Source organism: Paraburkholderia bonniea, from assembly GCF_009455625.1.
GTDB lineage: Bacteria > Pseudomonadota > Gammaproteobacteria > Burkholderiales > Burkholderiaceae > Paraburkholderia > Paraburkholderia bonniea.
In genome coordinates, this window is the sequence record NZ_QPEQ01000001.1 from 1,063,530 (window position 1) to 1,088,307 (window position 24,778).

Annotated in this window: 18 protein-coding genes, 1 tRNA gene and 1 riboswitch; of the genes, 7 read left to right on the forward strand and 12 right to left on the reverse strand. The window is 61.3% G+C overall.

The window, feature by feature from the left end:
• Positions 1-6: 6 nt before the first annotated feature.
• The 5 genes from GH656_RS04650 to GH656_RS04670 all read right to left on the reverse strand — a co-directional run bounded on the left by GH656_RS04650 (position 7) and on the right by GH656_RS04670 (position 4,786).
• Positions 7-747, reverse strand: a complete 741-nt coding sequence (locus GH656_RS04650; RefSeq protein ID WP_153074806.1) for a fimbrial biogenesis chaperone — start codon at positions 745-747, stop codon at positions 7-9.
• 110 nt (positions 748-857) lie between these two features.
• A complete protein-coding gene (locus GH656_RS04655) occupies positions 858-1,394 on the reverse strand; it encodes a fimbrial protein (RefSeq protein WP_153074807.1) in 537 nt (178 codons plus the stop codon).
• Positions 1,395-2,513: 1,119 nt separating this feature from the next.
• Positions 2,514-2,589: transfer RNA gene (locus GH656_RS04660), tRNA-Thr, on the reverse strand.
• Positions 2,590-2,643: 54 nt separating this feature from the next.
• A complete protein-coding gene (locus GH656_RS04665; RefSeq protein WP_153074808.1) occupies positions 2,644-3,660 on the reverse strand; it encodes a class 1 fructose-bisphosphatase in 1,017 nt (338 codons plus the stop codon).
• A gap of 193 nt (positions 3,661-3,853) precedes the next feature.
• Positions 3,854-4,786, reverse strand: coding sequence for a LysR family transcriptional regulator (locus GH656_RS04670; RefSeq protein ID WP_153074809.1), 933 nt, complete (start codon positions 4,784-4,786; stop codon positions 3,854-3,856).
• 209 nt (positions 4,787-4,995) lie between these two features.
• Between GH656_RS04670 and metE the strand changes: the two genes are divergently transcribed.
• A complete protein-coding gene (gene metE, locus GH656_RS04675; protein WP_153074810.1) occupies positions 4,996-7,305 on the forward strand; it encodes a 5-methyltetrahydropteroyltriglutamate--homocysteine S-methyltransferase in 2,310 nt (769 codons plus the stop codon).
• 111 nt (positions 7,306-7,416) lie between these two features.
• Here metE and pepN read toward each other — a convergent pair whose 3' ends face one another.
• Positions 7,417-10,116: an aminopeptidase N gene (gene pepN, locus GH656_RS04680; RefSeq protein WP_153074811.1), complete on the reverse strand. Its 2,700-nt coding sequence runs from the start codon at positions 10,114-10,116 to the stop codon at positions 7,417-7,419.
• Positions 10,117-10,151: 35 nt separating this feature from the next.
• Here pepN and GH656_RS17730 point away from each other — a divergent pair, with 35 nt between their 5' ends.
• Both GH656_RS17730 and GH656_RS04690 read left to right on the forward strand, forming a co-directional pair.
• On the forward strand, positions 10,152-10,400 hold the full coding sequence (locus GH656_RS17730; protein WP_174769695.1) for a hypothetical protein: 249 nt from the start codon (positions 10,152-10,154) through the stop codon (positions 10,398-10,400).
• 82 nt (positions 10,401-10,482) lie between these two features.
• Entirely contained in the window at positions 10,483-11,205 is a 723-nt protein-coding gene (locus GH656_RS04690; protein ID WP_153074812.1) for a DUF4136 domain-containing protein, read from the forward strand.
• A gap of 164 nt (positions 11,206-11,369) precedes the next feature.
• Here GH656_RS04690 and GH656_RS04695 read toward each other — a convergent pair whose 3' ends face one another.
• The 5 genes from GH656_RS04695 to GH656_RS04715 form a co-directional block, all read right to left on the reverse strand.
• A complete protein-coding gene (locus GH656_RS04695) occupies positions 11,370-11,942 on the reverse strand; it encodes a TMEM165/GDT1 family protein (protein WP_153076554.1) in 573 nt (190 codons plus the stop codon).
• Between the two features lie 8 nt (positions 11,943-11,950).
• A riboswitch (yybP-ykoY riboswitch) is annotated at positions 11,951-12,187 on the reverse strand.
• A 106-nt stretch (positions 12,188-12,293) separates the two neighbouring features.
• Complete coding sequence (locus GH656_RS04700; RefSeq protein ID WP_153074813.1) at positions 12,294-13,349, reverse strand: adenosine deaminase; 1,056 nt, start codon at positions 13,347-13,349, stop codon at positions 12,294-12,296.
• Between the two features lie 57 nt (positions 13,350-13,406).
• Positions 13,407-14,411: a xanthine dehydrogenase accessory protein XdhC gene (gene xdhC, locus GH656_RS04705; protein WP_153074814.1), complete on the reverse strand. Its 1,005-nt coding sequence runs from the start codon at positions 14,409-14,411 to the stop codon at positions 13,407-13,409.
• 82 nt (positions 14,412-14,493) lie between these two features.
• Entirely contained in the window at positions 14,494-15,009 is a 516-nt protein-coding gene (locus tag GH656_RS04710) for a disulfide bond formation protein B (RefSeq protein WP_153074815.1), read from the reverse strand.
• Positions 15,010-15,192: 183 nt separating this feature from the next.
• Positions 15,193-16,647, reverse strand: a complete 1,455-nt coding sequence (locus tag GH656_RS04715; protein ID WP_153074816.1) for an amidase — start codon at positions 16,645-16,647, stop codon at positions 15,193-15,195.
• 313 nt (positions 16,648-16,960) lie between these two features.
• On the opposite strand from GH656_RS04715, the gene GH656_RS04720 reads away from it, so the two are divergent.
• The 3 genes from GH656_RS04720 (at position 16,961) to GH656_RS04730 (ending at position 21,206) form a co-directional block, all read left to right on the forward strand.
• Positions 16,961-18,718: a cation:proton antiporter gene (locus tag GH656_RS04720; RefSeq protein ID WP_153074817.1), complete on the forward strand. Its 1,758-nt coding sequence runs from the start codon at positions 16,961-16,963 to the stop codon at positions 18,716-18,718.
• Positions 18,719-18,819: 101 nt separating this feature from the next.
• Positions 18,820-20,271 carry a gamma-glutamyl-gamma-aminobutyrate hydrolase family protein gene (locus tag GH656_RS04725; RefSeq protein ID WP_153074818.1) on the forward strand — a complete coding sequence of 484 codons (1,452 nt, stop codon included), beginning with the start codon at positions 18,820-18,822 and terminating at the stop codon, positions 20,269-20,271.
• A gap of 227 nt (positions 20,272-20,498) precedes the next feature.
• A complete protein-coding gene (locus GH656_RS04730; RefSeq protein ID WP_153074819.1) occupies positions 20,499-21,206 on the forward strand; it encodes a DUF2968 domain-containing protein in 708 nt (235 codons plus the stop codon).
• Positions 21,207-21,539: 333 nt separating this feature from the next.
• Here GH656_RS04730 and GH656_RS04735 read toward each other — a convergent pair whose 3' ends face one another.
• Complete coding sequence (locus GH656_RS04735) at positions 21,540-22,868, reverse strand: hypothetical protein (protein WP_153074820.1); 1,329 nt, start codon at positions 22,866-22,868, stop codon at positions 21,540-21,542.
• A 543-nt stretch (positions 22,869-23,411) separates the two neighbouring features.
• On the opposite strand from GH656_RS04735, the gene tcuC reads away from it, so the two are divergent.
• The gene (gene tcuC, locus GH656_RS04740) at positions 23,412-24,707 is read left to right on the forward strand and encodes an MFS transporter (protein ID WP_153074821.1); all 1,296 of its coding nucleotides are present in this window, start codon (positions 23,412-23,414) and stop codon (positions 24,705-24,707) included.
• The last annotated feature ends 71 nt before the right edge of the window (positions 24,708-24,778 follow it).

A 24,778-nucleotide genomic window follows, 5' to 3' on the forward strand; every position in this document is an offset into this window, starting at 1 on the left:
CGGGCATCAAGGCTTGATTGTCTGGTTGCCCGTCACCATCGAGCCGTAGTCGTCAATGCTTTTAAACGTGACCTCACCCGCAGCAGGCGCTGCCAGGTTTTTGAGCGGGAATGTCTTTGAATCACCTGGCGCAACCATGCCGCTGCCCGCGTCGTAGTGGTGACCGGCCGAGTTGAACTGGACCTCGCCGAGCGAGACGTAATAGGCCGTTGGGTTGCTTGCCTTTAGCGCCATGCCTTTGTTCGCACCCAGCGCGATGAGTTGCCATGCAAGCTGCGTGGGCGCACCGGCCGCTGAGCCGGGCAGGCCGGCCGGACGGTAAAACAGCTTGATCCGCGTTCGTAGCGCGACCTGCAGCAGATTTTCGGAACCGGCCCCCGCAGCGCGCGGCGGAACCTCAAGCACGCTCAGATAAAAGACCGATTCTTTGTCGTTGGGCAGCGGTGCACCGGTGTACATGATGCGCAGCGCTTGCCCCTTGCCTGAATCAATTTGAGCAACGGGGGGCGTGATGACAAAAGGTGCGCTGGATTTGTCCGGTGTATCGTCTTTATCGGTTGCGCTTATCCATGCCTGAATCAGTACGGGGTAACTGTTCTCATTGGTCAGGCGGGTGGTTGTCTCGCGCTCGTCGGCGTTGTAAATCACACGTGTGCCATTGATGACAATGCTGCTATGCGCTGTGCTGGCGGTGGCGATCAAGGTGCCTAGCGCCAGTGCGCGTACGAGTTTGGAGACGATAGTCATGACTTTATCTGGACAGATTGGCGTGAGAAAGACGGAGCATCTGTGTGCTTTCCGGGAATCGCGGATGCGCGGTGTGCCAGGTTTAGTGGCACACCGGTACTGCGACAGGCTTAGTTGTAGGTCATCGAATAAGTCACTTTCGATGTGACATTGCCGGATCCAGCGTTGCCCGCTGGCGAGATGTAGCGAGCGGCGTAAACGATGGTGGCCTTGTTGCCAGCGATCGTTGCTCCCTTGATCGTCGAGATGTCGCCAATCTTGATTGCAGTGCCATCACCATTGACGAGCTGGACCTCGACGTTGGGGGCGGTTCCTGTGTTTTTCAGATTGCCGGTGACGTAATTGATATCGCCGCCATCGAAGTACATCTTGGCGAGCTTGCCGTCAGTACAGGTGGCGGCTGTTCCGCCGAGCGAGACCGTAAAGGGCGTTGCGCCTGCGGTGCTGTTGGCTGTTTTTAGTGTGCTTTTGGACGTCGGGGGAAGCGTGACTGTGGCATCGGCTCCACCAGAGCCGGAGATGCTGATAGTGCAGGTGGTGTCCGTGATGCTGCCGCTGATGGTGATCGTGCCATCCGAGGCGAAAGAGGGGAGAGAAAAGCCCAGCAAACTGGTGACCAGACCGCTGATGACGAGGGGTTTTAGCATGATGTATCCACTACGTTAGTTGTAACAGTAAAGGCTTGTAGGTCCGTCCTTGAATGCGTGACGCATAGGACAGTTGGATACTAGGAGGATGTATTGATGATTCATTTAGGACCATTCCCAAATGAAATTTGATATGGGCTTCGTTGTAAATCGGCGCGAATTCTTGTGAAGATCAGGGGCAAATTTTTTTGGCTGATGGCTTTGTTTTCATCATCGTTTATTGGTTGTCCGATCAATTAATTTTCGCGTGATTCGTTAAGTTAACTAAGTGATGGTTTGAAGCTTAAGTGGTGCATGTGGCTGCATGGAAGTTTGAGGTGTGAGCGCAAGAAGAAACTGTGCGAGCGTGCTGGTTAGAGCGCTAGAGCTGGCGAGCATGCTTCGCGTCAATGCCTGGGGGCTTCGTCTGCAGAAAAATTTCCTGGCGTCCTGGTTTAGGTGAGGCGGGAGCGCATCAAGATGAAACGTTGCATGACCTGAGCGTCTGATGCGTGACGTGATTCGTGGCGAGTAGGTCCGCATGCTTGATGCGGTGTCTGAGGCGTCGCTTGATGTTCGCTAGCCAGGCAAGGAAGGCTCGCGTAGGTGTCATTTTTATTTCTATTTCGACAGACGGATCGCATGGCGTCATGGAGTGGCTATAGCGTGTGTCCAGTCAAAAATTCAGGCCCCGGCACAGCCAAGGTGTTTTTTAAATGTAAGCAAGGAATTTTTTTAGCGGAAGCGCACTATTTTTTCTTGTTTTTATAAAAAACCAATTGATTCGTTATGGGAAATAATTTTGATGCCGGAAGGTATGCCGCGAAATGCGTGTGACATGGCACAGGTCGCTGCAGCGCATTGTTCGCCTGAACTCAGGCATAAGAGGATGGTGGCGGGCGTGTGGCTGCGCAGTGACGCACGTTATACGCGGGCAGTTTGTGCGCGCCAAAGGCCCAAGCCGCAACTGGTGGCGCTGAGGCATAGCGTGCTCGATGGGGGTGAGCGAGCCGATCAATACCGGTGGCGTGTGGAAGGCCGGCTATCGGCGCGCCGATAGCCGCCGATAGCCGCCGATAGCACGGCGCAGAAAAACAAAAAGCCCAGTCAGATTTGACTGGGCTTTTTGCCTGAAACGGTTGGTGCCGGAGAGAGGAGTCGAACCCCCGACCTTCGCATTACGAATGCGCTGCTCTACCAACTGAGCTACACCGGCATCACGAGAACCGCGATTATATGAATTTTTCCGTCTCGTTGACAAGCCTGCCGGTCAATTTTTTGTTTCGAGATGGTAGCGGGTCACGCGTTCAACTTCGTTTTTTGAGCCAAGAAATACGGCGATTCGTTCATGCAGGCTTTGCGGTGCCACATCGAGAATGCGCTGCGTTCCATTGGTTGCCGCACCCCCTGCCTGCTCCACGATAAATGCCATCGGATTGGCTTCGTACATCAACCGTAGCTTGCCTGGCTTGTCGGGCGTGCGCTTGTCGGCCGGGTACATAAAAATGCCGCCACGGTTCAGGATGCGGTGCACATCGGCCACCATCGAGGCAATCCAGCGAGTATTGAAATCAGCCTGGCGTGGGCCTTCCTTGCCGGCTAAAAGTTCGTCGACATAGCGCTGGACGGGGGGATACCAGTGGCGTTCGTTCGATGCGTTGATCGCGTATTCGCGGGTGTCGACGGGAATCTGCATGTTGCTTTGGGTGAGCACCCATGAGCCGAGTTCGCGGTCGAGCGTGAAGCAGTTCACGCCATTGCCGGTGGTGAGCACCAGCACGGTTTGTGGCCCATACACCGCGTAGCCTGCTGCGACTTGCTGGGTGCCGGGTTGCAGAAACGATTGCTCGGTGGGCTGCTGGCCGTCCGGGCAGCGCAGCACCGAGAAAATCGTGCCAATCGATACGTTTACATCGATATTCGACGAGCCATCGAGCGGATCGAAGACTAGTAAATATTCGCCTCTCGGATAGTTGCTGGGGATGGGAAAGAACGTTTCCATTTCTTCGGACGCCATGCCCGCGAGGTTGCCGCCCCATTCGTTAGCGTCCAGCAGGATTTCATTCGAGAGGATGTCGAGCTTCTTTTGCACTTCGCCCTGCACGTTCTCGCTGCCTGCGCTGCCGAGCGCCTCGCCCAGCGCGCCTTTGCTGACGTGATAACTGATCGCCTTGCAGGCGCGCGCCACGACTTCAATTAGCAGGCGCAGGTCGGCGGGCAGGTTGTTGTTTTCGCGTTGTTGCTCGATCAGATATTTCGTGAGCGTGGTGCGGCGCTGTAAAGCCATCGAAAGACTCCAGGAAAGCGAAGCGGCAAGCCAGACCGGCAAGGTCACAGCGGGCCAGAGAGGAACGGAAGAGCGTGAGAAGCGGCGATTTTACCCGTGTGTGCGTGGCTTGATCGCGTTTGCACGTGTCGCGTCTGGTGATGACCGTTGATGTCAGGTGATGCGGCGGGTAGCGGGGGTGGCCGGTTTGGGCTCAGAGCAGCTCGATTTGGGGCAGGGTCAGGACGCTGGTTTCCCGCATGGTCGAGACGAAATCGACCGCGTAGGGACGCTTGGCAAACGCGGGCAGCGTGGCGGCGTAGAGCTCACCGGCCAGCGCGGTGTTGCTGGCCGTGAGCACTGGGCGGGCGCTGACGTAGTGCTTGTCGAGGTAGGTCGAGACCGCCCAGAGCGGCAGCGCGGCAATGCCGCGACGGCTGGCGACTAGTTGCAGGATGGCGACGGTCAGCTCGGAGGTGCGTCGCCGGGGCTCGATGCCTGCGGGTTTGAGCACCTGGCGCACGATATCCAGCATGTCGTCCGGCACGGGGTAGGTAATCAGGGTTTCGTCGCGGAAATGCTCGGCCGTGAGCGCGGCTTCATGCGCCAGCGCGTGATCGTTGCCGACAAGGCCGACGATCTGGAAGCGAAATAGCGGGTGGTAGGTGACGGCTTCATCCGGATCTGCTTCGGCGACGATGGCGAGGTCCGCGCGATCCTGGTGGAGCAGGCCGATGGGATCGGCATGAAAGCCCGACACGATATCGAGCTCAACTTCTGGCCAGCGCTGGCGGAACACATCCATCGCGGGCATTAGCCAATCGAAGCAGGTATGGCATTCCACCGCGATGCGCAGCATGCCGCCTGTGCCCAGCGCGAGGCGGGCAACGTCACGTTCGGCAGCTTCGATCGCGGGGACGACCTCGGCGGCCAGCGTGAGCAGCCGTTTGCCTCCGGGAGTGAAGCTGAGCGGCGCTGATTTGCGGACAAAGAGCGGCATGCCGAAATGCGCTTCAAGGGCTTTGAGTTGATGCGACAGCGCGGATTGCGTCAGGCAGAGCAACTGCGCGGCACGCGACAGGTTGCCGGTATCGCGTAGCGCCAGCAGCGTTTGCAGGTGGCGGAGTTCGAGCGGGGAGCGAATCATGGCGGAATGGCTGGGTGTGAGATGGCGTGAAAGGGTTCGAATCGGGCGTCAGTTGGACGTGAATCGAGCGTGAACTGAGCCGGGTAAATTCATCAAATAAATGCCTGAATGAAGCATGAATAAAATTCATGATAATTCACAAAAATTTTCGTTTGAATAATAAATTACCGGAATGAATACTGGTGTCCATTCTTGGACTAGAGGACACCATGAGCACGGCACACATCCTGGGTTTTCCGCGCATTGGCGCGGATCGTGAACTGAAATTCGCGCTGGAGCGGTATTGGCGCGATGGCATGAAGGCGCAGGATGAGGCGGCGCTGCGCGACACCGGCCGCGCGTTGCGCGCTAGCCATTGGCGCACGCAACAAGACGGTGGTTTGACGTATGTCACGGTGGGCGATTTCGCGTGGTACGACCATGTGCTGACGACCCTGGCGCATGTCGGTGGCTTGCCGCAGCGTTTTGGCTTCGACGCGGCGCAGCTCACGCTGGCGCAGTACTTTGCGCTGGCGCGGGGCAATCCGGCGCAGCCCGCGATGGAAATGACCAAATGGTTCGATACGAACTATCACTACCTGGTGCCTGAGTATTCCCCCGCGACGCAATTTGGCCCAGGCGTCGAGTGGCTCTTCGATGAAGTGAGCGAGGCTCAGGCGGCTGGACATCAGCCAAAGGTCGCGCTGGTGGGGCCGTTGAGCCTGCTGTGGCTGGGCAAGGCGCGCGATGGCTTGAGCGATACGCTGAGCTTGCTTGAGCGTCTGCTGCCCGCGTATCAGCGTTTGCTGGCGCGTTTGCGTGAGCAGGGGGTCGAATGGGTGCAGATCGACGAGCCGATTTTCGCGCTGGATTTGCCCGAAGCCTGGCGCGCGGCGGCACCGGCGGCTTACGCCGCGCTGGCACCGCATGCGCCGAAGCTGCTGTTCACCACTTGCTTCGATGATGTCAGCGAGCACGCGGCATGGCTTAAGGCATTGCCTGTGGCTGGGCTGCATCTGGATCTGGTGCGCGCCCCGGCTCAGCTCGAAATTTTTCTGGCGGATTATCCGGCGGACAAAGTGTTGTCGTGTGGCGTTGTGGATGGACGCAATGTCTGGCGCAATGACCTCGATGCAACGCTGGCGCGTCTTGAGGCAGCACGTGCGCAACTGGGTGAGCGCTTGTGGGTCGGCAGTAGTTGCTCGCTGCTTCATGCGCCCGTCGATCTCAACCATGAGCCCCGGCTGGATGCCGAGCTGCGCAGCTGGCTAGCCTTTGCCGTGCAAAAAGTGCGCGAAGTCGCGCTGCTGCGCGATGCGCTGACGCAGGGCCGTGACGTTGCCGCCGCCGAGTTCGATGCCGCGCGTGCCGCTGCGGCGGCGCGCCGTACATCGAGCCGGATTCACAATCCGCTGGTCAAGCGTCAGGTTGAGGCGCTGACCGAGGCTCAGGCACAGCGTTCGTCGGGCTATGCGCAGCGTGCGCAGGTGCAGCGCGAGCGCTTTGCGTTGCCGCTGTTGCCGACCACGACCATTGGCTCGTTTCCGCAGACCGCTGAGATTCGCGCGGCCCGGGCGGCGTACAAGCAAGGGGGCCTGAGCCATCTCGACTACCTTGAAGCGATGCGCGGGCACATTCGTCAGGCGATCGACAAGCAGTTGTCGTATGGCCTCGATGTGCTGGTGCATGGCGAAGCCGAGCGCAACGACATGGTGGAGTACTTCGGCGAGCTGTTATGGGGTTACGCGATTACTGCCAACGGCTGGGTGCAAAGCTATGGCTCACGTTGCGTGAAGCCGCCGCTGATCTACGGTGATGTGTATCTGCCCGAGCCGATGACAGTGGGCTGGGCCACCTATGCGCAGTCGCTGACGGACAAGCCGGTGAAGGGCATGTTGACGGGGCCGGTGACGATGCTGCAGTGGTCGTTCGTACGCGATGACCAGCCGCGCTCGCAAACCGCGTTGCAAATTGCACTGGCGCTGCGCCAGGAAACCCAGGCGCTGGAGGCGGCGCATATCGGCATGATCCAGATCGACGAGCCCGCGTTGCGTGAAGGCTTGCCATTGAAGGCGCGTGAGCGTGCAGCGTATCTGCGCTGGGCGGTACAGGCGTTTCGCGTCGCGGCGTCTGGGGTGAAAGACGAGACGCAGATCCACACACACATGTGCTATTCGGAATTCGGCGACATTCTGCCGTCGATCGCGGCGCTTGATGCGGATGTGATTTCGATTGAAACGACGCGCTCGAACATGGAGTTGCTCGATGCCTTCGAAACCTTCGAATACCCGAACGAGATTGGCCCGGGTGTCTATGACATTCATTCTCCACGGGTGCCGACGGCTGATGAAATGGCCGCGTTGATCGGCCTGGCACTGGAGCGGATTCCGGCGCAGCGTTTGTGGGTCAATCCTGACTGCGGCCTCAAGACGCGTGACTGGCAGCAAGTGGACCCCGCGCTGGTGGCGATGGTCGAAGCGGCGAAGAAAGCCCGTGCCGCGCTAGCGTTGCGTGCCGCCAGGACGCATGCGGTGGCGTGATGAGCGCTTGAACGCATTCAAGCGGCGCGTGCAGCGTGCAGCATGAACGAAGCCCGCCAGCAATCTCTGCTGGCGGGCTTCAGTGCGTTTGTTTGCGTTACCTGGCAAGACTTAGCTCAGTGCTTTTTCCACAATCTCCTTGACGTCGCGTGAGCGCACTTGCGTGGCGACTTGTTCCAGCGCTGCGCGCATGCCGTCGCGCAGCACCGGCGTAAAGCGCCGCCATAGCTCCAGTGAGCGCGCAAGGCGTGCGGCTACTTGCGGATTGAGCGCATCAAGGGCGATTACCTGTTCGGCCCAGAACGCGTAGCCCGAGCCATCTTCCGCGTGAAACTGCGCCGGATTGGCGGCGCAGAAGCTGAAGATCAGCGAGCGGGCGCGGTTCGGGTTTTTCAGGTTGAACGCTGGATGGCTCATCAGCGTGCGCACGATCTCTAGTACCGGACGGCCCGCGCGGCCACGCTGCGTGGCTTGCAAGGCGAACCATTTGTCGATCACCAGCGGCTCGTTTTCGAAGCGGCGGTAGAAGTCGTCCAGCGCAGCGCTGGCTTCGCTGTTGCCGTTGCCATTGCTGCTGCTGGCCGCAATGCTGATTAATGTGGCGAGCGCGGCGGCGCGGTCGGTCATGTTGTCGGCGGCCGCATATTGCGCTTGCGCGAGACGCAGGGCTTCAGCCGGATCATCCAGTTCAGCCAGGTAAGACAGCGCGAGATTTTTCAAGGCGCGCTGGCCGGCTGCTTCGGGGGTGGCGCGGTAAGCGCCGGGCGTGCGGTTGAGCTCGTAGGTGGCGCCCCATTCGTGTTGTAGCGCCTGTGCCAGGTGACGGCGCGCGAATTGCCGGGCCTGATGGACGGCAGCCGGATTCGATTCGGTCATTTGCTCGGCCAGATAGGTTTCGGAGGGCAGCATCAGCGCCAGTTCACGGAACGCCGGGCTTAGCGAGGTGTCGTTCAGCACTTGGGTGAAAGCAGCCGTGAAGCGCTCGTCCAGATGCAGCGGCGCGCCGCACGCGGCGGCTTCGGCCAGTGTCAGCAGGGCCCGCGTGGCGAGCCGCTGGCCTGCTTCCCAGCGATTGAAGGGGTCGCTGTCATGGGCTAGCAGAAAGGCCAGATCGTCGGCGCTGTAGTCGTAAGCCACGATCACCGGCGCGGAAAAATTGCGCAGCAGCGAGGGCCGTGGCAGCGCGGTGATTCCTTCGAAGACGAAGGTTTGTTCTGTCTCGGTGAGCTCCAGCACGCGTGTGGTGTCAGCGGCGGCGTGAGGCTCGCCGCTTAGACGCAGCGGCAGGTCGGCACCGTTGGCGTCAATTAGCCCCAGCGCGAACGGAATCAGGAGTGGCTCAGCGGCTGCGGGGGCGGCGAGCGGGCGGCCCGGGCGCTGCGCGAGCGTCACGCTATAGCGCTGCTGCGCGGCGTCGTAATGGGTGCTCACGTTCACCCGCGGCGTGCCCGATTGGCTGTACCAGCGCTCGAATTGCGTCAGATCGCGCTGGTTCGCATCGGCCATCGCCTGGCGGAAATCGTCACAGCTCACCGCCTGGCCATCGTGGCGCTGGAAGTACAGGTCCATGCCCCGGCGAAAGCCTGCGCGGCCAAACAGCGTCTGATACATCCGCACCACTTCCGCGCCTTTTTCATAGACCGTCATGGTGTAGAAGTTGTTGATCTCGGCATAGCTTTCCGGGCGTACTGGATGGGCCATGGGGCCCGCATCTTCGGCGAATTGCATCTGGCGCAGCACCCGGACATCTTCGATGCGTTTGGTCGCGCGCGCGGCTGGGTTGTGCTCGCCGCCCGCCATGTCGGCGGAGAATTCCTGGTCGCGGAATACCGTCAGCCCTTCTTTCAAACTCAGTTGAAACCAGTCGCGGCAAGTGACGCGGTTGCCGGTCCAGTTGTGGAAGTATTCGTGGCCCACCACGGCTTCGATGTTGGCGAAATCGGTATCGGTCGCGGTTTCGGGATTAGCCAGCACGTACTTCGTGTTGAAGATGTTGAGCCCTTTGTTTTCCATCGCCCCCATGTTGAAGTCGCTCACCGCGACGATCATGAAGCGCTCCAGATCCAGTTCCAGGCCATAGCGGGTTTCGTCCCACTGGATCGCGTGGATCAGCGAATCCATCGCGTGGCGGGTTTTGTCGAGGTCGTGTGGTTCGACCCAGACTTGCAGCAGTTTTTCTGCCCCCGAGCGGCTGCGGACCCGCTCTTCGAGCGCGACCAGCTTGCCTGCGACCAGGGCGAACAGATAGCTCGGCTTGCGGAACGGATCTTCCCAACGGGCGAAGTGACGGCCGTCTGGCAAGTCACCGGCTTCGAGCAGATTGCCGTTGGAGAGCAGCACCGGATACGCGGTTTTATCCGCGCGCAGCGTGACGGTATAGATCGACATCACATCGGGGCGGTCGAGAAACCACGTAATGCGGCGAAAGCCTTCCGCCTCGCATTGCGTGAAGAAATTCCCGCTCGACACATATAGCCCTGACAGCGTGGTGTTTTGTGCGGGATGGCAATGGCCGGTCAGGGTCAGCTCGAACGTGCCGGGGAGTTCGCCCAGCGTCAGGCCATGCTCGTGAACTTGAACGGCGTGGTGCGGCTTGCCATTGAGCGCGGCGCTGACGAATTCGAGTTGCTCGCCCGCTAGTTCGAGCTGGGCGGCCGGCGCGACCTCCGGGTTGCGCCGCATGCGCAGTGTGCTTTTAACCGTCGTGCGTTCGGCGGCGAGATCGAAGTCGAGGGCAACGGTGTCGATTAGAAAGGCCGGGGGCGTGTAGTCGGCGCGGTGGATCACGGTGGGGGAGGTGGATTCGGCCATGGGCGTGGGGGCAGGTTGAGTAGATGAGTCGATGAATGGGGACGCCGCGTCCGGCGCGTGACGCAGCACCGGTGCAGCACGGGTGGCAGCAGGCAGGCATGGGCCCGTCGCGGCTTCAGGTTCGGGCTCGGGCTCGGCTTCAGGTTCAGGTTCAGGTTCAGGTTCAGGTTCAGGCTGATTCAGCGGCTGATGCGGGAACTGGCACAGCGGCTAACTCCGAGCCTGATACAGGCGGCTCATTGTACAAAGGCGCGGAGGGCTGGGTGGCGTCGCGGATTTTCTGAGCTTGTGGGCCAGGGCGGCGTATTATCGGGCGCGCTTCGCGTGCTGCGCGAGCGACGACGGTTCTGTTACGAGAGGATGACGATGAAATTCGACCAATGGGCGCGTCCCGCCACTTTATGGCTCATCACGCTGACGGCCTTGCTGTCTGGCTGCACGACCTATGTCACGACCCAGGTGACAGCGTTTTCTGACTGGAGCGGCAGTGACGCTAACCGCACCTATGCGTTCAGCCGTTCGGCTGAGCAGCAGAACAATCTGGAACAGGCCACGTATGAACAGCTTGTCGCCGGTGAGCTGGCGGCTCATGCATTTCGTCAGGTGAACCTGGCGGAGGCACGTTATCTGGTCGCGCTGACGTATGGCGTGCGCCAGGACACGATGACGGTGGCGCAGCCGGTGTATTACGCCAACCCCTGGCCTTATTACTGGGGCCGTCCGGTTGATCCGTGGGGGCCGTGGGGACCCATGGCACCTTTCCCGGCGGGCTATGTGAATCAGAGCTATCCCGTGTTTGCGCACCGTCTGAGCCTGCGGATGACCGAGCGGGGCAGTGGCAAGGAGGTGTATCGCGTGCAGGCACGCAACATCGACGAGCAACCCGCGCTGGTGTACGCGATGCCATACCTGGTGCGCAGCGCGCTGGCGGATTTTCCGCTGGGTAATGGCGTGGTGCGAACCGTCAGGATTCCGTTGAGTCCGAATACACCAGCACGTAGTGAGCTGCCGATGACGGCACCTGCTTCGGCTATGCCTGTTGCGGGTGCTGCATCCGCTGCACCCGCAACGGTAAAAACCGGGCAGTAATCCGGTGGCCCGGCAAGGGCTGAGAGGCATCAAGCCAGCGTGAAGCCAAGCGTGAATAAAAGACACGGCCCGGCAGATATTTCTGCCGGGCCGTGTCTTTTCTGCGCTGGCCTGGCCGAGCCTGGCACCGCGCAGTTCGCTATTTGCTATTTTGCTAGCCCGCGCTAGAACCCGACGCCAAACAGCATCAGCGCACCCAGCACGACAAACATCACAGCAGCGATGCCGTGCACCACCTTGGGCGACAGTGCATGAGCGAACCGGTCACCCAGCACGATGGCGGGCACGTTTGCCAACATCATGCCGAGGGTCGTGCCGAGCACCACAGCGAAAAAATCATGGAAACGCGCGGCGAGCGCCACGGTGGCGAGCTGGGTTTTATCGCCCATTTCTGCGAGGAAAAACGTGATGACTGTCGCGCTGAAAACCCCGAGCCGGGTCCGGGTAGCGCTGGCGTCGTTTTCATCGAGCTTGTCGGGCACCAGAATCCACAGGCCCATGGCGATAAAAGAGGCCGCCAGCACCCAGCGCATCGCGCTTGGCGTAACGAGTGCGCCGAGCCACGCGCCGAGCGCGCCAGCGCCTGCGTGATTGATCAGTGTGGCGACGAAGACACCGAGGATGATGGGAATGGGCTTGCGATAGCGTGCGGCGAGCACGAGTGACAGCAACTGGGTTTTGTCACCGATTTCGGCGAGCGTGACTGCCCCGGTTGAGATCAGAAAGGCTTGATTCATGACTGGATAATTCCCCGGGCCGAGATAAGTGCGAGCGACGATCCACGACATACCGGGCCCGAAAAAGCGGCTGTCATGGATCATCGGTCTCGCCAGGCCCAGAGGCTGCGTCTGCCATGGCCGTATAGGCCAAGCTTGTTGACAGACGCCCCCGCAGTGTGCGCGCCATGTATCTGGAATCGGCAAACTCGCCAGAAGCAGAACGTGGGGCAGGTGCGGGGCGGCTACTCCCCAATGAAGGGCGGAGTCTAGCACGCCGATATGGCTTTGCGCGGCAGCCGGAAGATAAATTTGAGATGGAAAATCTGCGCGGCGCAGTGGCGTGCCAACGGTAGGACGAGGGCCTTGGGCTTAGTGCTCACCTGGCAGCGCTGCCAGCCAGTGCTGCTCCAGTCTGGCGAGTAGCGCGGCGCGTTCAGCGGGGGTGATGAAGGACGCTTCGAAGCTGTTGCGCAGCAGCGTGTAGGCCGCTGCGTCGTCGAGTTCGAGTGCTTCGATGGTAGCCAGATAGTTCGCGTTGACATAGCCGCCGAAATAAGCCGGATCGTCTGAATTCACCGTGACGGCTACGCCCTCGTCGAGCAGCGCCTTGAGCGTGTGCTGCGTCATGTCGTCAAACACCCGCAGCTTCAGGTTGGACAGCGGACACACCGTGAGCGCGATCCGCTCCTGTGCGAGGCGGGCGACGAGTGCGGGGTCTTCGAGACTGCGCACGCCGTGGTCGATGCGGTCTACGTGTAGCAGGTCAAGCGCTTCGTAGATATACGCGGGCGGCCCTTCTTCACCAGCGTGAGCGACGAGTTTCAGCCCGGCCGCGCGGGCTTGAGCGAAGACCCGCTCGAACTTCGCCGGCGGGTGGCCCGCTTCCGACGAATCGAGCCCGACGCCGATCAGCCGGTGCGGATACTGCGCAAAAAGCGGCCGCGCGGCTTCGAAGGTGGCCAGCGCGTCTTCTTCCGGCAGATGGCGCAGAAAACACAGAATCAGCTTGCTGCTCAGACCACGCGTTTGCGCCTCGGCTAGCGCGCGTTCGATGCCTGCGACCACGGTGGCGATTGGCACGCCGCGTTCGGTATGGGTTTGCGGGTCGAAGAAAATTTCCGCGTGAGCGACGCAATCGGCCAACGCGCGTTCGGTGTAGGCGCGGGTCATGTCATAGAAATCCTGCTCGGTCAGCAACACGCTCGCGCCCGCGTAATAAATATCGAGGAACGATTGCAGATCGGTGAAGGCATAGGCGGCGCGCAATGCTTCGACGCTGTCGTAAGCCAGCTTGACGCCGTTACGCTGCGCAAGCTGGAAGATCAGTTCGGGCTCTAATGAGCCTTCGATATGTATGTGCAGCTCGGCTTTGGGGGCGTGTGAAATCTTGCTGGCGAAGCTCGGGTGCAGGGCGGTAGCTGGCATGGTGGGGGCGAGGAAAGCAGATGAAATCAACTGCGGTTGACGGAGGGTAAAGCGGGCTTATCTTTTTGCCGTTTGGGCTTCGAGCGCTTGCAACAGTTGCGCGGCGGTGGCGATGGCAATGCTTTCAGGCGATTTTTCGGTAATACCTGCGACACCTAACGGGCAGTGCATGCGGGCAATCTGCGCCGGGTCGATGCCGATGGCGGCGAGGCGGTGCTCGAACTGCTGGCGCTTGGCGTGCGAGCCCAGCAAGCCAAAGAAGGCCGCATCACCCCGGCGCAAGATGTGTTCGGCCAGCGCGAGGTCATGCGGGTCGTGCTGGGTCATCACGATGAAATAGCTATGCGGCGCGGCTTGTGCGACCGCCTGGGCGAAATCCGCGCTGTGCTCCAACCGGAGATTGGCGGCCGGCAGTGTGTCAGGTGCGGGGAACGGCGCGCCAGGCTCGGCCACCCAGCGCACCCGGCACGGCAGTGTGGCGAGCACGTGAACCAGGGCGGTACTCACATGGCCCGCGCCAAACAGTTCGATGGCAAATTCACGCGGGGCGATGGTCTCGGTGAGCAGCGCCGTGCTGCCACCGGGGGCGGCTTCGGCATGCTCCCACAACAGGCAGTCGGCCCGTTCGACTCCGGCTTCTGGTTCCGATAGCAGCACCGCTTCGGCGCTGGCACCGAATGACACGCTGCGCACCGTCGAAGTGCCGCTGGCGAGACGCCGGGCCAGCGTGGTGACCCAGCCCAGGTCACCGATATCGAGCCGCTCGAATGCGAGCACCACGGCACCACCACAACACTGGCCCAGGCTGGGGCCCAGCGCGAAGCGTTCAAGCCGCCGCAGATGCGGCACGCGTGTGCCTTCGCGCAAGACCTGGCGCGCGCTTTCGATGGCTTTCCATTCGAGATGGCCGCCGCCGATGGTGTGCCGTGCTGCATCGCGGGTGACGATCATCCGGGTGCCGGCTTCACGTGGCGCGGAGCCCTCAACGCGGGCGACTGTTACTAGTACCACCGCATCGCCATGTGTCAGCAGTTGTTGCAGATCGGCAAGCCAGGTTTGCATCAGGTATTTCTCCGGCATGGCCTGAGGGGCGGTGGTGCAACACCACGCCTCATCTCAGGCCCGGTGGGCAGGGGCAACCGGGCTAGCGCGAGCGATGGCGGTTATGCCACAGGCTCAGTACCAGCGGAATAAACGCAATCACGAAGGCCAGCAGGGACCAGCCTGGCAGTGAGATGCCGAGTACAGGCGGATAGAGGGTTTCGCACAGGCCGCCGACCTTGAACACGCCTGGCAGCCAGGTGGCCGGTGGCAGGCTGTCGACCACCGGTTGCAGCGCATCGAAGCCGCAACTGAAGCCAGGGTTAGCCTGGACATAGACATGCCGGGCGGCAGTGGCGATGCCCGCAGCGGCGGCCAGCGCGGCCATGGCTTCCAGCACGCGGATGCCGATCCATTGCTTGAAGCGCGCGCCAAGAAAGGCGAACAGCGCGATCAGCAAAAAGAAATAGCGTTGCAGGATGCACAAAGGACAAGGGTCTTCGTGACGGACGTACTGAAAATACAGTGCACCGCCGACGAGCCCAAGACATGCCAGGCCTAGTAAAACCAGCAGGAGGCGTTCGCGGCGCAGTGCCGCAGGAGCGGAGTCGTAATTCATGAGTGGCAAGCCAGGAGAGCGGAGGAAAAGAGCGCTGAGGCACCGGGCAACCCAGCCCCGCGCACTGCGGCGATTCTAGCGCGAAGGCTTGTGGTTCCGGTGTTCCGGTAACCGGCATTCGCGTTGAAAGGCTGGCGCAGGCTTGTCTGCGCCAGTGAAGGGGGGGGCTTAACGGTTAGCGGGTTAGCGGTTAATGCTTGACGTTGATTTGGGGGTGACGCTGAGACTGGAGCCGAGCACGGGGCCCAGTACGGCTTCGACGGCGCGGCCGATGGCCAGCAGTGCGTCGTCGTGAAACGGTGCGCTGGCCAGCATCAGCCCGACGGGCGCTTCGCCATGCGGATGGCAGGGCACGGACAGCGCGCAGCTATTGAGGAAATTGAACACGCTTGGATTGCGCAGCACGAGCGCATTGGCGCGATTGAAGGCGCTAAAGCTGGCGTCGTCATGCGCGAAATCGGCGACGCGCGGCGCGATCACCGGCACGGTGGGCGCGACCAGCACGTCGAAGCGCTGCCATAGCGGCGCGGCGGCGGCCTGCATCGCGCGGCGTTCAGCGAGCAGGTCGAGATAATCGGCGGCACTCGCGGGCTCGCCTTTCAGAATACGGCTCAGCACGCGCGGGTCGTATTGCTGGCGATGCGCGTCGAGCAGCGGCCGATGCCATGCATAGGCTTCAATCGGAGAAAAACCGAAGCGGTTGATTTCCGGCATGCGTTCCAGTTCAGCGAAACGGACTTCGCTGACTATCGCGCCAGCCGCTTCCAGATGACGCAGCGCGGCCTCTATCGCGCTGGCTACGGCGGGTTCGAGGTCGTCGGTGACGTAGTGATTCAGCACGCCCAGACGCACGCCTTCGAGTGGCCGGGCTACCGGAATTTCAGGGGGCAGGCCCGCGAGCAGACGATCCATCAGCGCGCAGCAAGCCACCGAGACGCCAATCGCACCATACGAATCGAGCGAAGGCGCAAGCGGCACGCCCCCTTGCAGCGGGATGCGCGCCGCCGTTGCCTTGAAGCCGGTCAGGCCGCACAGGGCGGCTGGAATCCGGATGGAGCCACCAGTGTCGCTGGCCAGCGCGACAGCGGCCATGCCATCCGCGACGGAGGCCGCCGCGCCTGACGACGAGCCGCCAGCGATCCGTTCCTGCCCCGGTACGCCGCGTTGCCAGGGCGATAGCGGATGGCCGAAATGCGCGTTCAGGCCAAGCCCGGAGAAGGCGAATTCGCTCATGTTGGTGCGCCCGACAAACACCGCCCCCGCGCGCCGCAGCCGCGCGACGACCTGAGCGTCGGCTGTGGCAGGCGGATTCTGGGCGAGCACGGTTGAACCGGCGCGGGTGACCTCGCCTGCGACATCAAACAAATCTTTGACTGATACCGGGATGCCCGCGAGCGGGGACAGCACGGTGCCCGCCGCGCGTAGTTGATCCTGGGCATCGGCGGCGGCGCGTGCCTGAGCGGCGTCGGACTGGATAAAGACGGTAGCGCCCTGGCCAGATGGCGCGCTGATGCGCTCCAGCGCGGCTTCGACCAGCGCCCGGCTGGTGGTGCGGCCAGCGGCGAGATCGGCGGCTAGCTGGGCGAGGGGAGCGAAAGGGGTCGGGGTCGGGGTCGAGGACGTGGAAGTGATGGTCATAAGGGGCTCGATGGAGGCTTGAATGGGGGGGTGAACGGGGGCTTAAAAAGCGCTGAAAGAAGGCTCAAAGAAGATTCAGGGCAGAGCGTGAGCCGGGGCTGGAGAACGGGAGAAAACACCTCCAGGCACTGCGAATTTCTGCTAGCCGGATGGGCACGCTGGCGTATCCGGGGGCGCTTGGCGCTCAGTCGCTAACCAAGGGCGGCTGGAGCCGAATTGTAGAGCGCTTTCCCGCTGCTTTGCTGCGGCCGCCGGACCCCTGTGAGTTACCATCCCCCCCTTGGTTTGACTACGTGTAATCAGGAGCGTCTTTATGCATCATGGCATCGGCTTTATTCAGGATCTGGCGGTGGTGATGGCCTTCGCGGGCATCGTCACCGTGCTGTTTCATCGCCTGAAGCAGCCGGTGGTGCTGGGCTATATCGCAGCGGGTGTGATTATCGGGCCGTACACGCCGCCGTTTCAGCTCATCAACGACAAGCAGACCATCCAGACCCTCGGTGAACTAGGGATGGTGTTCCTGATGTTTTCGCTGGGGCTTGAGTTCAGCTTGCGCAAGCTGTTCCGGGTGGGGGCCACAGCGATTGTCGCGGCGCTGTCCGAGATCGTCTTGATGCTCTGGATTGGTTATGAAATCGGCAGCGCGTTTGGCTGGAGCTCGATGGATTCGCTGTTTCTGGGCGCGATCCTCGCCATCTCATCCACCACCATCATCGTCAAGGCTTTATCCGAACTCGGCTTGAAGCGTGAGCGGTTTGCCCAGCTGGTGTTCGGCATTCTGATTGTCGAAGACATTCTGGCGATTGCGATGCTGGTGCTGCTTACCGGCATCGCGCAAACCGGCGAACTGAGCGCAGGTGTGGCTGCCGTTACGCTGGGCAAGCTGCTGCTGTTCATGACGGTGTCGCTGGTAGTCGGCATTTTGCTGGTGCCACGGGCGCTCAACTACGTGGCGCGTTCGCGCAGCGACGAGATGCTGCTGGTGTCGGTGCTGGGTTTTTGCTTTGGCTTTTGCCTGCTGGTGATGAAGCTCGATTACAGCATTGCGCTGGGCGCATTTCTGATCGGCGCGATCATCGCTGAATCGCGTCACCTGCATCGCATCGAGCATCTGATCGGGCCGCTGCGCGATGTGTTCTCCGCGATCTTTTTCGTCACGATTGGCCTGATGCTCAATCCGCGCGTGCTGATCGACTATGCCTGGCCTATCGCGGTCATTACGGTGGCGGTGGTGCTCGGCAAGATTGTGTCGTGCGGGCTGGGCACTTTTCTCGCGGGCAAGGATGGGCGCACGGCGATGCGGGTCGGCATGACGGTGTCGCAGATCGGCGAGTTCTCGTTCATCATCGCGTCGCTTGGCCTGACTCTGAAAGTAACCAGCGCGTTTCTGTACCCGATTGCCGTGGCCGTGTCGGCGCTGACGACCCTCTTCACGCCCTACCTGATTCGCGCCGCTGATCCGCTGACGAAGCGTCTGAGCCAGGCGATGCCCCGCACCGTTTCGAACGTGTTCGGGCTCTACGCGCAATGGCTCGCCAGCCTTGGGCCCAGTTCCAGCGGCCCGACGCTGTTTAGCCTGAGCCGCCGCATCCTGATGCAGGTGGCGATCAATCTGGCGCTGGTTGTGGCGATCTTTCTCGTGGTGTCGTATAGCGCGCCTTATGCCAGCTTGTGGCTGGCACGCTGGCTGCCATCGGAGCCGCTGCAGCGCGCTGTGCTGTGGAGCCTGGCGCTGTTGCTGTCGATGCCGTTTCTGGTCGCCGTGTTTCGCAAAACCAAGTCGCTGGCGCTGCTGCTTGCCGAAGTCAGCGTGCAGCCAGCCAAAGCGGGACGCTTTACCCGCGCATTGCGCTATGCGATCTCGGATCTGGTGCCGGTGGTGTCGATGGTCGGAGTGTTTTTGCTGGTGGCCGCGCTCTCGGGCGCAATCTTGCCGCCAACAGGCTTGCTGATCGCAGTGCTGGTTTGCGCGGCGCTGTTGCTGATGCTGATGTGGCGCTGGTGCGTGAAAATCCACGCGGCGATGCAAATTGCGTTGCGTGAGACGCTCGAAGAGCAGCCCGATCCCTGAAGGGCCGGCTTGGGCGGCCAGGTTTGCCGTGCCGGAGTGGCTGGCGGATAATTCGGGCTGGCCCATTCTTCGTTCGCGCGCCTGCGCGGCTGCCCAACGTTATGAACGAAAAAAAGTCTGATCCTGCTGATATCTCCCGCGCTTCTCCGGCTGCGTCACCTTCCTCTCCTGTTGTTGCTTCTCCTGTTTCTGCTCCACCTCCTCCTTCGTCGTCTTCTGCTGCTGCGGCACCCGGTGCCCGTGGTGCGCCGGCTTCGGCCGCCAGCCCAGTAGCCACTAGCACAGCGGCGGCACGCGCCGCGACGGATGCGCCTGGCAGCGCGTCGAATCTCACACCAGACCATTCCGCCCAGTCCGGGGCGCTATCCGAGGCTCAGTCCCAATTGCGCGATGCGGCGCAAGCACGGGTCTCGGCTGCGACTGCAACGGCTCAGCAGGAAGCGGCCGTGCGCGCGCAAGGGGCCGAGCGGGATGGTGCGGCAGCGGCAGCGGGTACCACCGCAACTGCGGCGGCATCTGACTCACCCTCAGGCTCGAATGCGTCAGTGTCAGCGTCGCCAGCGCCAGCGGCGGAAGCGGTTCGGCCGGCATCGACGCTGCCGCCGGGATTTGGCGCACAGCCTGATTTCAGCGCGTCGAACCCGCCGCCGCTGAGTTCGCTGCCACCCGCTCCGCCGCGTTATCTGAAACACAATGATTCGGCGTGGTCGGTGTTCGGCCGCATTATTGCGGCCCGGGCGCGCCAGCTGTTTGACCGTGCGGGCCAGCGGATTACCCAGCGCACGCTGCGGATCGGCGTATCGGCCCGGATCTTTCATCCCGAGCCTGGCGCGAAGGGGCTGCGCGGCAAAACCTTGCAGTACCTTGAGGAATCCATCGCGCACTGGGCGATGTCGCGCGACGTGCTGGTGTTCATGATCCCGACGGTGGGGCATGAGGGCATGCTGCATCCGAGCAACATTCGCCTGCGCGATTACGCGAGGAATCTGGATGGCCTGCTGCTGCAAGGTGGCGCGGATGTGTCACCGCAGTCTTATGCCGAAACCGCCAGCCGCCCCGAATGGCCAGGCGACCGGGTGCGCGACATGTACGAGCTGGAACTGCTGCATGAGTTCATCGAGTCGGGCAAGCCGGTGCTAGGCATTTGCCGGGGGTGTCAACTGATTAATGTGGCATTCGGCGGCACGCTTTATCAGGACATCGCCACCGACGTACCAGCGGCCGATGCCCACGTCAGCGAGCATTACGACCAGCATCGCCATGCGATTCATTTCCCGGATGGCTCGTCGCTGACCCATATGTTTCCCGGGCAGCGCGATGCGGTGGTGAATTCGATCCACCATCAGGCGGTCAAGACGTTGGGGCGCGACCTCAATATCGAAGCCGTTTCAGCCTCTGATGGCCTGATCGAAGCGGTGCGTTACCGGCGTGCACCGTTCGTGATGGGGGTGCAATGGCATCCGGAGTTTCATCGCGCGGGTGGCCCGGAGTTGCTGGATTGCACGCCTTTGCTCGATACCTTTTTGCGCACCGCGCGCGAAACCCGTTTTTAGCGAGTTTCAGGTGGCCGTGGCTGGAGTGCGCGCGGCCACGGGTTCTTTCTGTTTTTGCATTTCAAAAATGAGTGAATGGCTGATTCGTGCGCGAATTAGATTAAATAAGCATTTTCGTGATTTATCTCGATTTAAAGTGTTGTAGCAAAACACGCTAATGCTTCGCGCCATTGCAAATCCGGGCGATAATCGGCGGCTATTTTGGATACGCAGGGAGCATTGCACGTATGAAGTACCCTTTACCTCTTCTACGGCGCGTGATGCTGTGCGCAGCGACGTTGGTGATGTTGCAGCACGGCGGCGCTGCTGTCGCGGGCGCGCCTGATGCAGAATCAGTGCCGCTGGTGGGCACCCGCCCAGCCATGGGCTCGCTGACACCACAGCCGGTTAATTCGGCGGTGCCGGTTGCCGAAGGCGCGAATGGCGCACAAGGCGATGTCGCTGAACTGATGCAAATGATTCACGATTCAAAGCTGGTTGAATTGCGCACGACATATAACGGTAGTTACGGTGCCAGCCTGTTTTTCTATCCGCAGGAAATGACGTATTACACAGCGTTATTTCAGGACAAACATTTTTGGCGGGTCATCAAGTCGCAGGATGAAGGGCGTGCCGAGGCGATTTATGACGGCTTCGTGCGGCAAACGGGGCAACTGGCGGAGGTTGAAATTCGCCGTACTCAGTTGATGGCACAAAAGGCGTTTGTCGAACGGGTGATTACGCTGTCGGAAGAACGGGCGCGCCGGTTGCAGGCGGATATTTCGGTGGCTCGCACGCAGCAGGCGAAGGTCAACGATTACCAGCGTCAGGTGCAAGGTGAGGCCGTGGCGCTGCATGCGGAGAAAGAGAAGGCGCAAGTCCAGTTGCGTCAGTTGCAGCGTGAAGTGCAGTTGCTGCAACGGCAGACGGAGGCCGGTTTGCCGATGCCGCGATGATCGTGGGCTAAGTGTTCCGTGGGCGCTGCCAGGCCGCAAAAGCGTTTAAAGCCTGGTGGCGTGTGGGATGTACGGAGTACAAAGCAGGTGTGATTGAGGTTGTGCTGCTTCGCAAAACTTCGGCGCAAAACTTCGGCGCAAAACTTCGGCGCAAAACTTCGGCGCAAAACTTCGGCGCAAAACTTCGGCGCAAAACTTCGGCGCAAAACTTCGGCGCAAAACTTCGGCGCAAAACTTCGGCGCAAAACTTCGGCGCAAAAAAGAAGCCCGGCAATCAAAATTGCCGGGCTTCTTTTTTGCTGCGCCATTTGTTGAGCATGGCGCAGTACGTTGTTATTTCGAAAACTGGTCTGGCACTTCCGTGACACGGCGCTGGGAGATCCGCTGCATCCAGTCGCTGCCATTAGCGGCTCCGGCTCCGGCGGCGTTGGCACTGGCTGCTGCTGCACCTGTGTTGGTACGCGGTAACGGAGGTGGCAGCGGCAGTGCCGATGCGTTATCGCGGGCCAGGGTTCCGGCTGAAAGCGTGACCGACGGATACGGTTGCGTCATCAGCGGAGCTGGTGGTGGTGGCGAATAAGCGCCTGCAGTGGAATAAGTGGCGTGCGGATGACGGGTGGTTCTTGGCGGGATGTAGCTGTCTGCCACATCGGGCATCGCCGCCCAGCGCTCGTTATCAGTGTTCCAGGCTTCAGGGTGGCGTGAGCGCCGCGCGGCGAGCCTAGTTTCGCGTGTTTCGCGCTGTTGGGCCGTCTGACGGGCCGTCCTGTCCTGGTGGCTCGCGCGAGCGGTTTGCGTGGTTGATCTGGTGGCGCGTGGCGTGCTGGCCTGCGCTTTGGGCCTGGCGGGCTGCTCAGCCAGGATGGCGGTGCTGGTGCCAGTGCTGGCTGGTGGCGCGGCTGTCTTGGCTGAAGCCGGCACCGCTGCGTCAGACGCTGGCGGCACGGCAGCCAGCTTCGGCGCAGCCGCGGCTGCCGCGGCTGTTGCTGCTGGCACGCTGGACGCTGGCGAGCTCATGGTTAACAACGCCGTTACCGGCGGCACAGCAGGCAGATTCGCAGAAGCTAATGGTGCCGAAGCCAGCGGCGCGATAGGCACCACCGGGGCTTGGGCTGTGACAACGGTTGTCCCGCTCGCCGCGCGATGAACCTCCGGCCCGCCATGGCTGGATGACGCCGGGGTATCCGGCGACTGCGCGAGCAGTGTGGTTTTGGGCGCGGGCGAATGGCTCAGCGCGAGCCATCCCAGCAACGCGACGCCACTCAGTGCGCAGACGCTGCCTGCAATCACATGACGGCGGGTGGATGGCGGTGGCGGGAGAGGGACGGCACGCTCGGCGGGCGTGCGAGGAATATCGAGACTGGTTTCAGCTACAGACGGGAGGCTGATGACTGCGGCTGCAGGCGAGACGGCCACATCTGGCACGGCGGCTTGTGGTTGTGCCGCGGGACCCCAGCAGCACATCGAATGAATTGTGTGCGAGTCGAGGCAGAACGTGCGCAGCATCGCCGCATAGAGCGGCTTGAGTTCAACGCGAAAACTGACGTTGGGCGGCAGAAGCAGCCACTCGTAACCAAATGGGGCTGGCAAATGATCGAACGGGCGCAGCCGGGGCAGCGCCATTTCGCCTTCGATCAGTGTAAGAGGAACAGTTGTCGACATCGATCTCTTCGCAGCGCCTTGTTGGGTCTTGTGGCCTCGGGGGCGATGTTGACAAAAAACACCGGCTTACAGGACGAGGGCACGCTCGCATCTGGAGGTTTCACGGTGAAGCCATCTGGAGAGCCGGAATAATACCGTAGTGCCTAGGGGCGCTGACGATCAGATTGATCTGAAAAATCTGAAGCGCGGCATCAGTATCAGCACGGCAGCGCGGATATTACCATCGGTCTCAGCCCGGATATATCGAGATAACCCTGTGCTAACCATTAAAACGATTAAATGAAAGGGTTTTGTATTTAATAAGCGACACAATGTCGCCTCCTTTACTCCTGCGAAGACAACGTTTAAATCCGTTTGCTGTTTTGCCAGATTGCTGCTGTGAGGCCATAAGCATGACAGCGGCATCACAGCGCTTCGCGTTGCCAGCAGTGACGTTGCGGCTTTATCCGGGGGAGTCTGGTTCAGGTTTCAGATGCGCCGTTTGCAATTTATCCCGTCATTTGTTCCGCGCACTAATGTGTGCGTGATTACCTCGAGAGTGTCATGTCGACTGCCACCCACGCATCTCCTAATGAATCGAAGTTCCGCACCGTATTCCGTGTGGTTAGCGGAAACTTTCTCGAAATGTATGACTTCATGGTTTATGGCTATTACGCTTCGGCGATTGCCAAAACCTATTTTCCAAGTGGTAATGAATTTGCCTCGCTGATGCTGTCGTTATCCGTGTTTGGCGCGGGTTTTCTGATGCGGCCACTTGGCGCGATTGTGCTGGGTGCCTATATCGACCACCACGGCCGGCGCAAGGGGCTGATTCTCACGCTTGGGCTGATGGCGCTCGGCACGCTGACCGTCGCGGCGATTCCCGGGTACGCCACCATCGGTGTGCTGGCACCCGTGCTGGTGCTCTGCGGGCGGCTGCTGCAAGGATTCTCGGCGGGGGTCGAGCTGGGCGGCGTGTCGGTGTATCTGTCGGAAATTGCGACCAAGGGCAACAAGGGCTTTTATTGCGCGTGGCAATCGGGCAGCCAGCAGGTGGCGGTGGTGTTCGCCGCGTTGATCGGCGTGCTGCTGAACAAGGTCTTGCCCGCTGAAGAGATGACCGCATGGGGCTGGCGTGTGCCGTTTCTGATCGGCTGTCTGATCGTGCCGTTCCTGTTCCTGATTCGCCGCTCGCTGAAAGAAACCGATGAATTCCTCGCCCGCAAGCATCGCCCGTCGATGGGCGAAATCATGCGCTCGATGCTGCAGAACTGGCGCGTGGTGCTGGGCGGCATGGGCATGGTGGTGATGACGACGGTGGCGTTTTACATGATCACCGCCTACACGCCGACCTTCGGCAAAGAAGTGCTGAAGCTGTCTGCGTTCGATACTTTGCTGGTCACCGTGTGCGTGGGCTTGTCGAACCTGGTCTGGCTGCCATTGTCGGGGGCGTTGTCGGATCGCATCGGGCGGCGTCCGGTGCTGCTGACCTTCACCATCCTGACGCTGCTGACGGCCTATCCCGCCGTGCTGTGGCTGGTGGCGGAGCCGTCGTTCGGACGCCTGCTGGTGGTTGAGCTATGGCTGTCATTCCTCTACGGCAGCTATAACGGCGCGATGGTGGTGGCGCTCACCGAGGTGATGCCTGCGGCGGTGCGCACTGCCGGGTTTTCGCTGGCGTATAGCCTGGCCACCACGATTGGTGGTTTCACGCCGGCGATTTCTACCTTGCTGATTCACACCACTGGCAACAAGGCGGCCCCTGGGTTGTGGTTGAGCGTGGCGGCGGCGTGTGGCCTGATTGCGTCGCTCTGGCTGTATCGCACGCCGGAGGCGCGCAACCAGTATCGACTGGCGTAGTGCCGCGACTGGGGCCGTGTGTGGCCTGAAGCGGCGCGCGGGTTTTGCTGGGCGGGTCTTGCAAGCTCAAG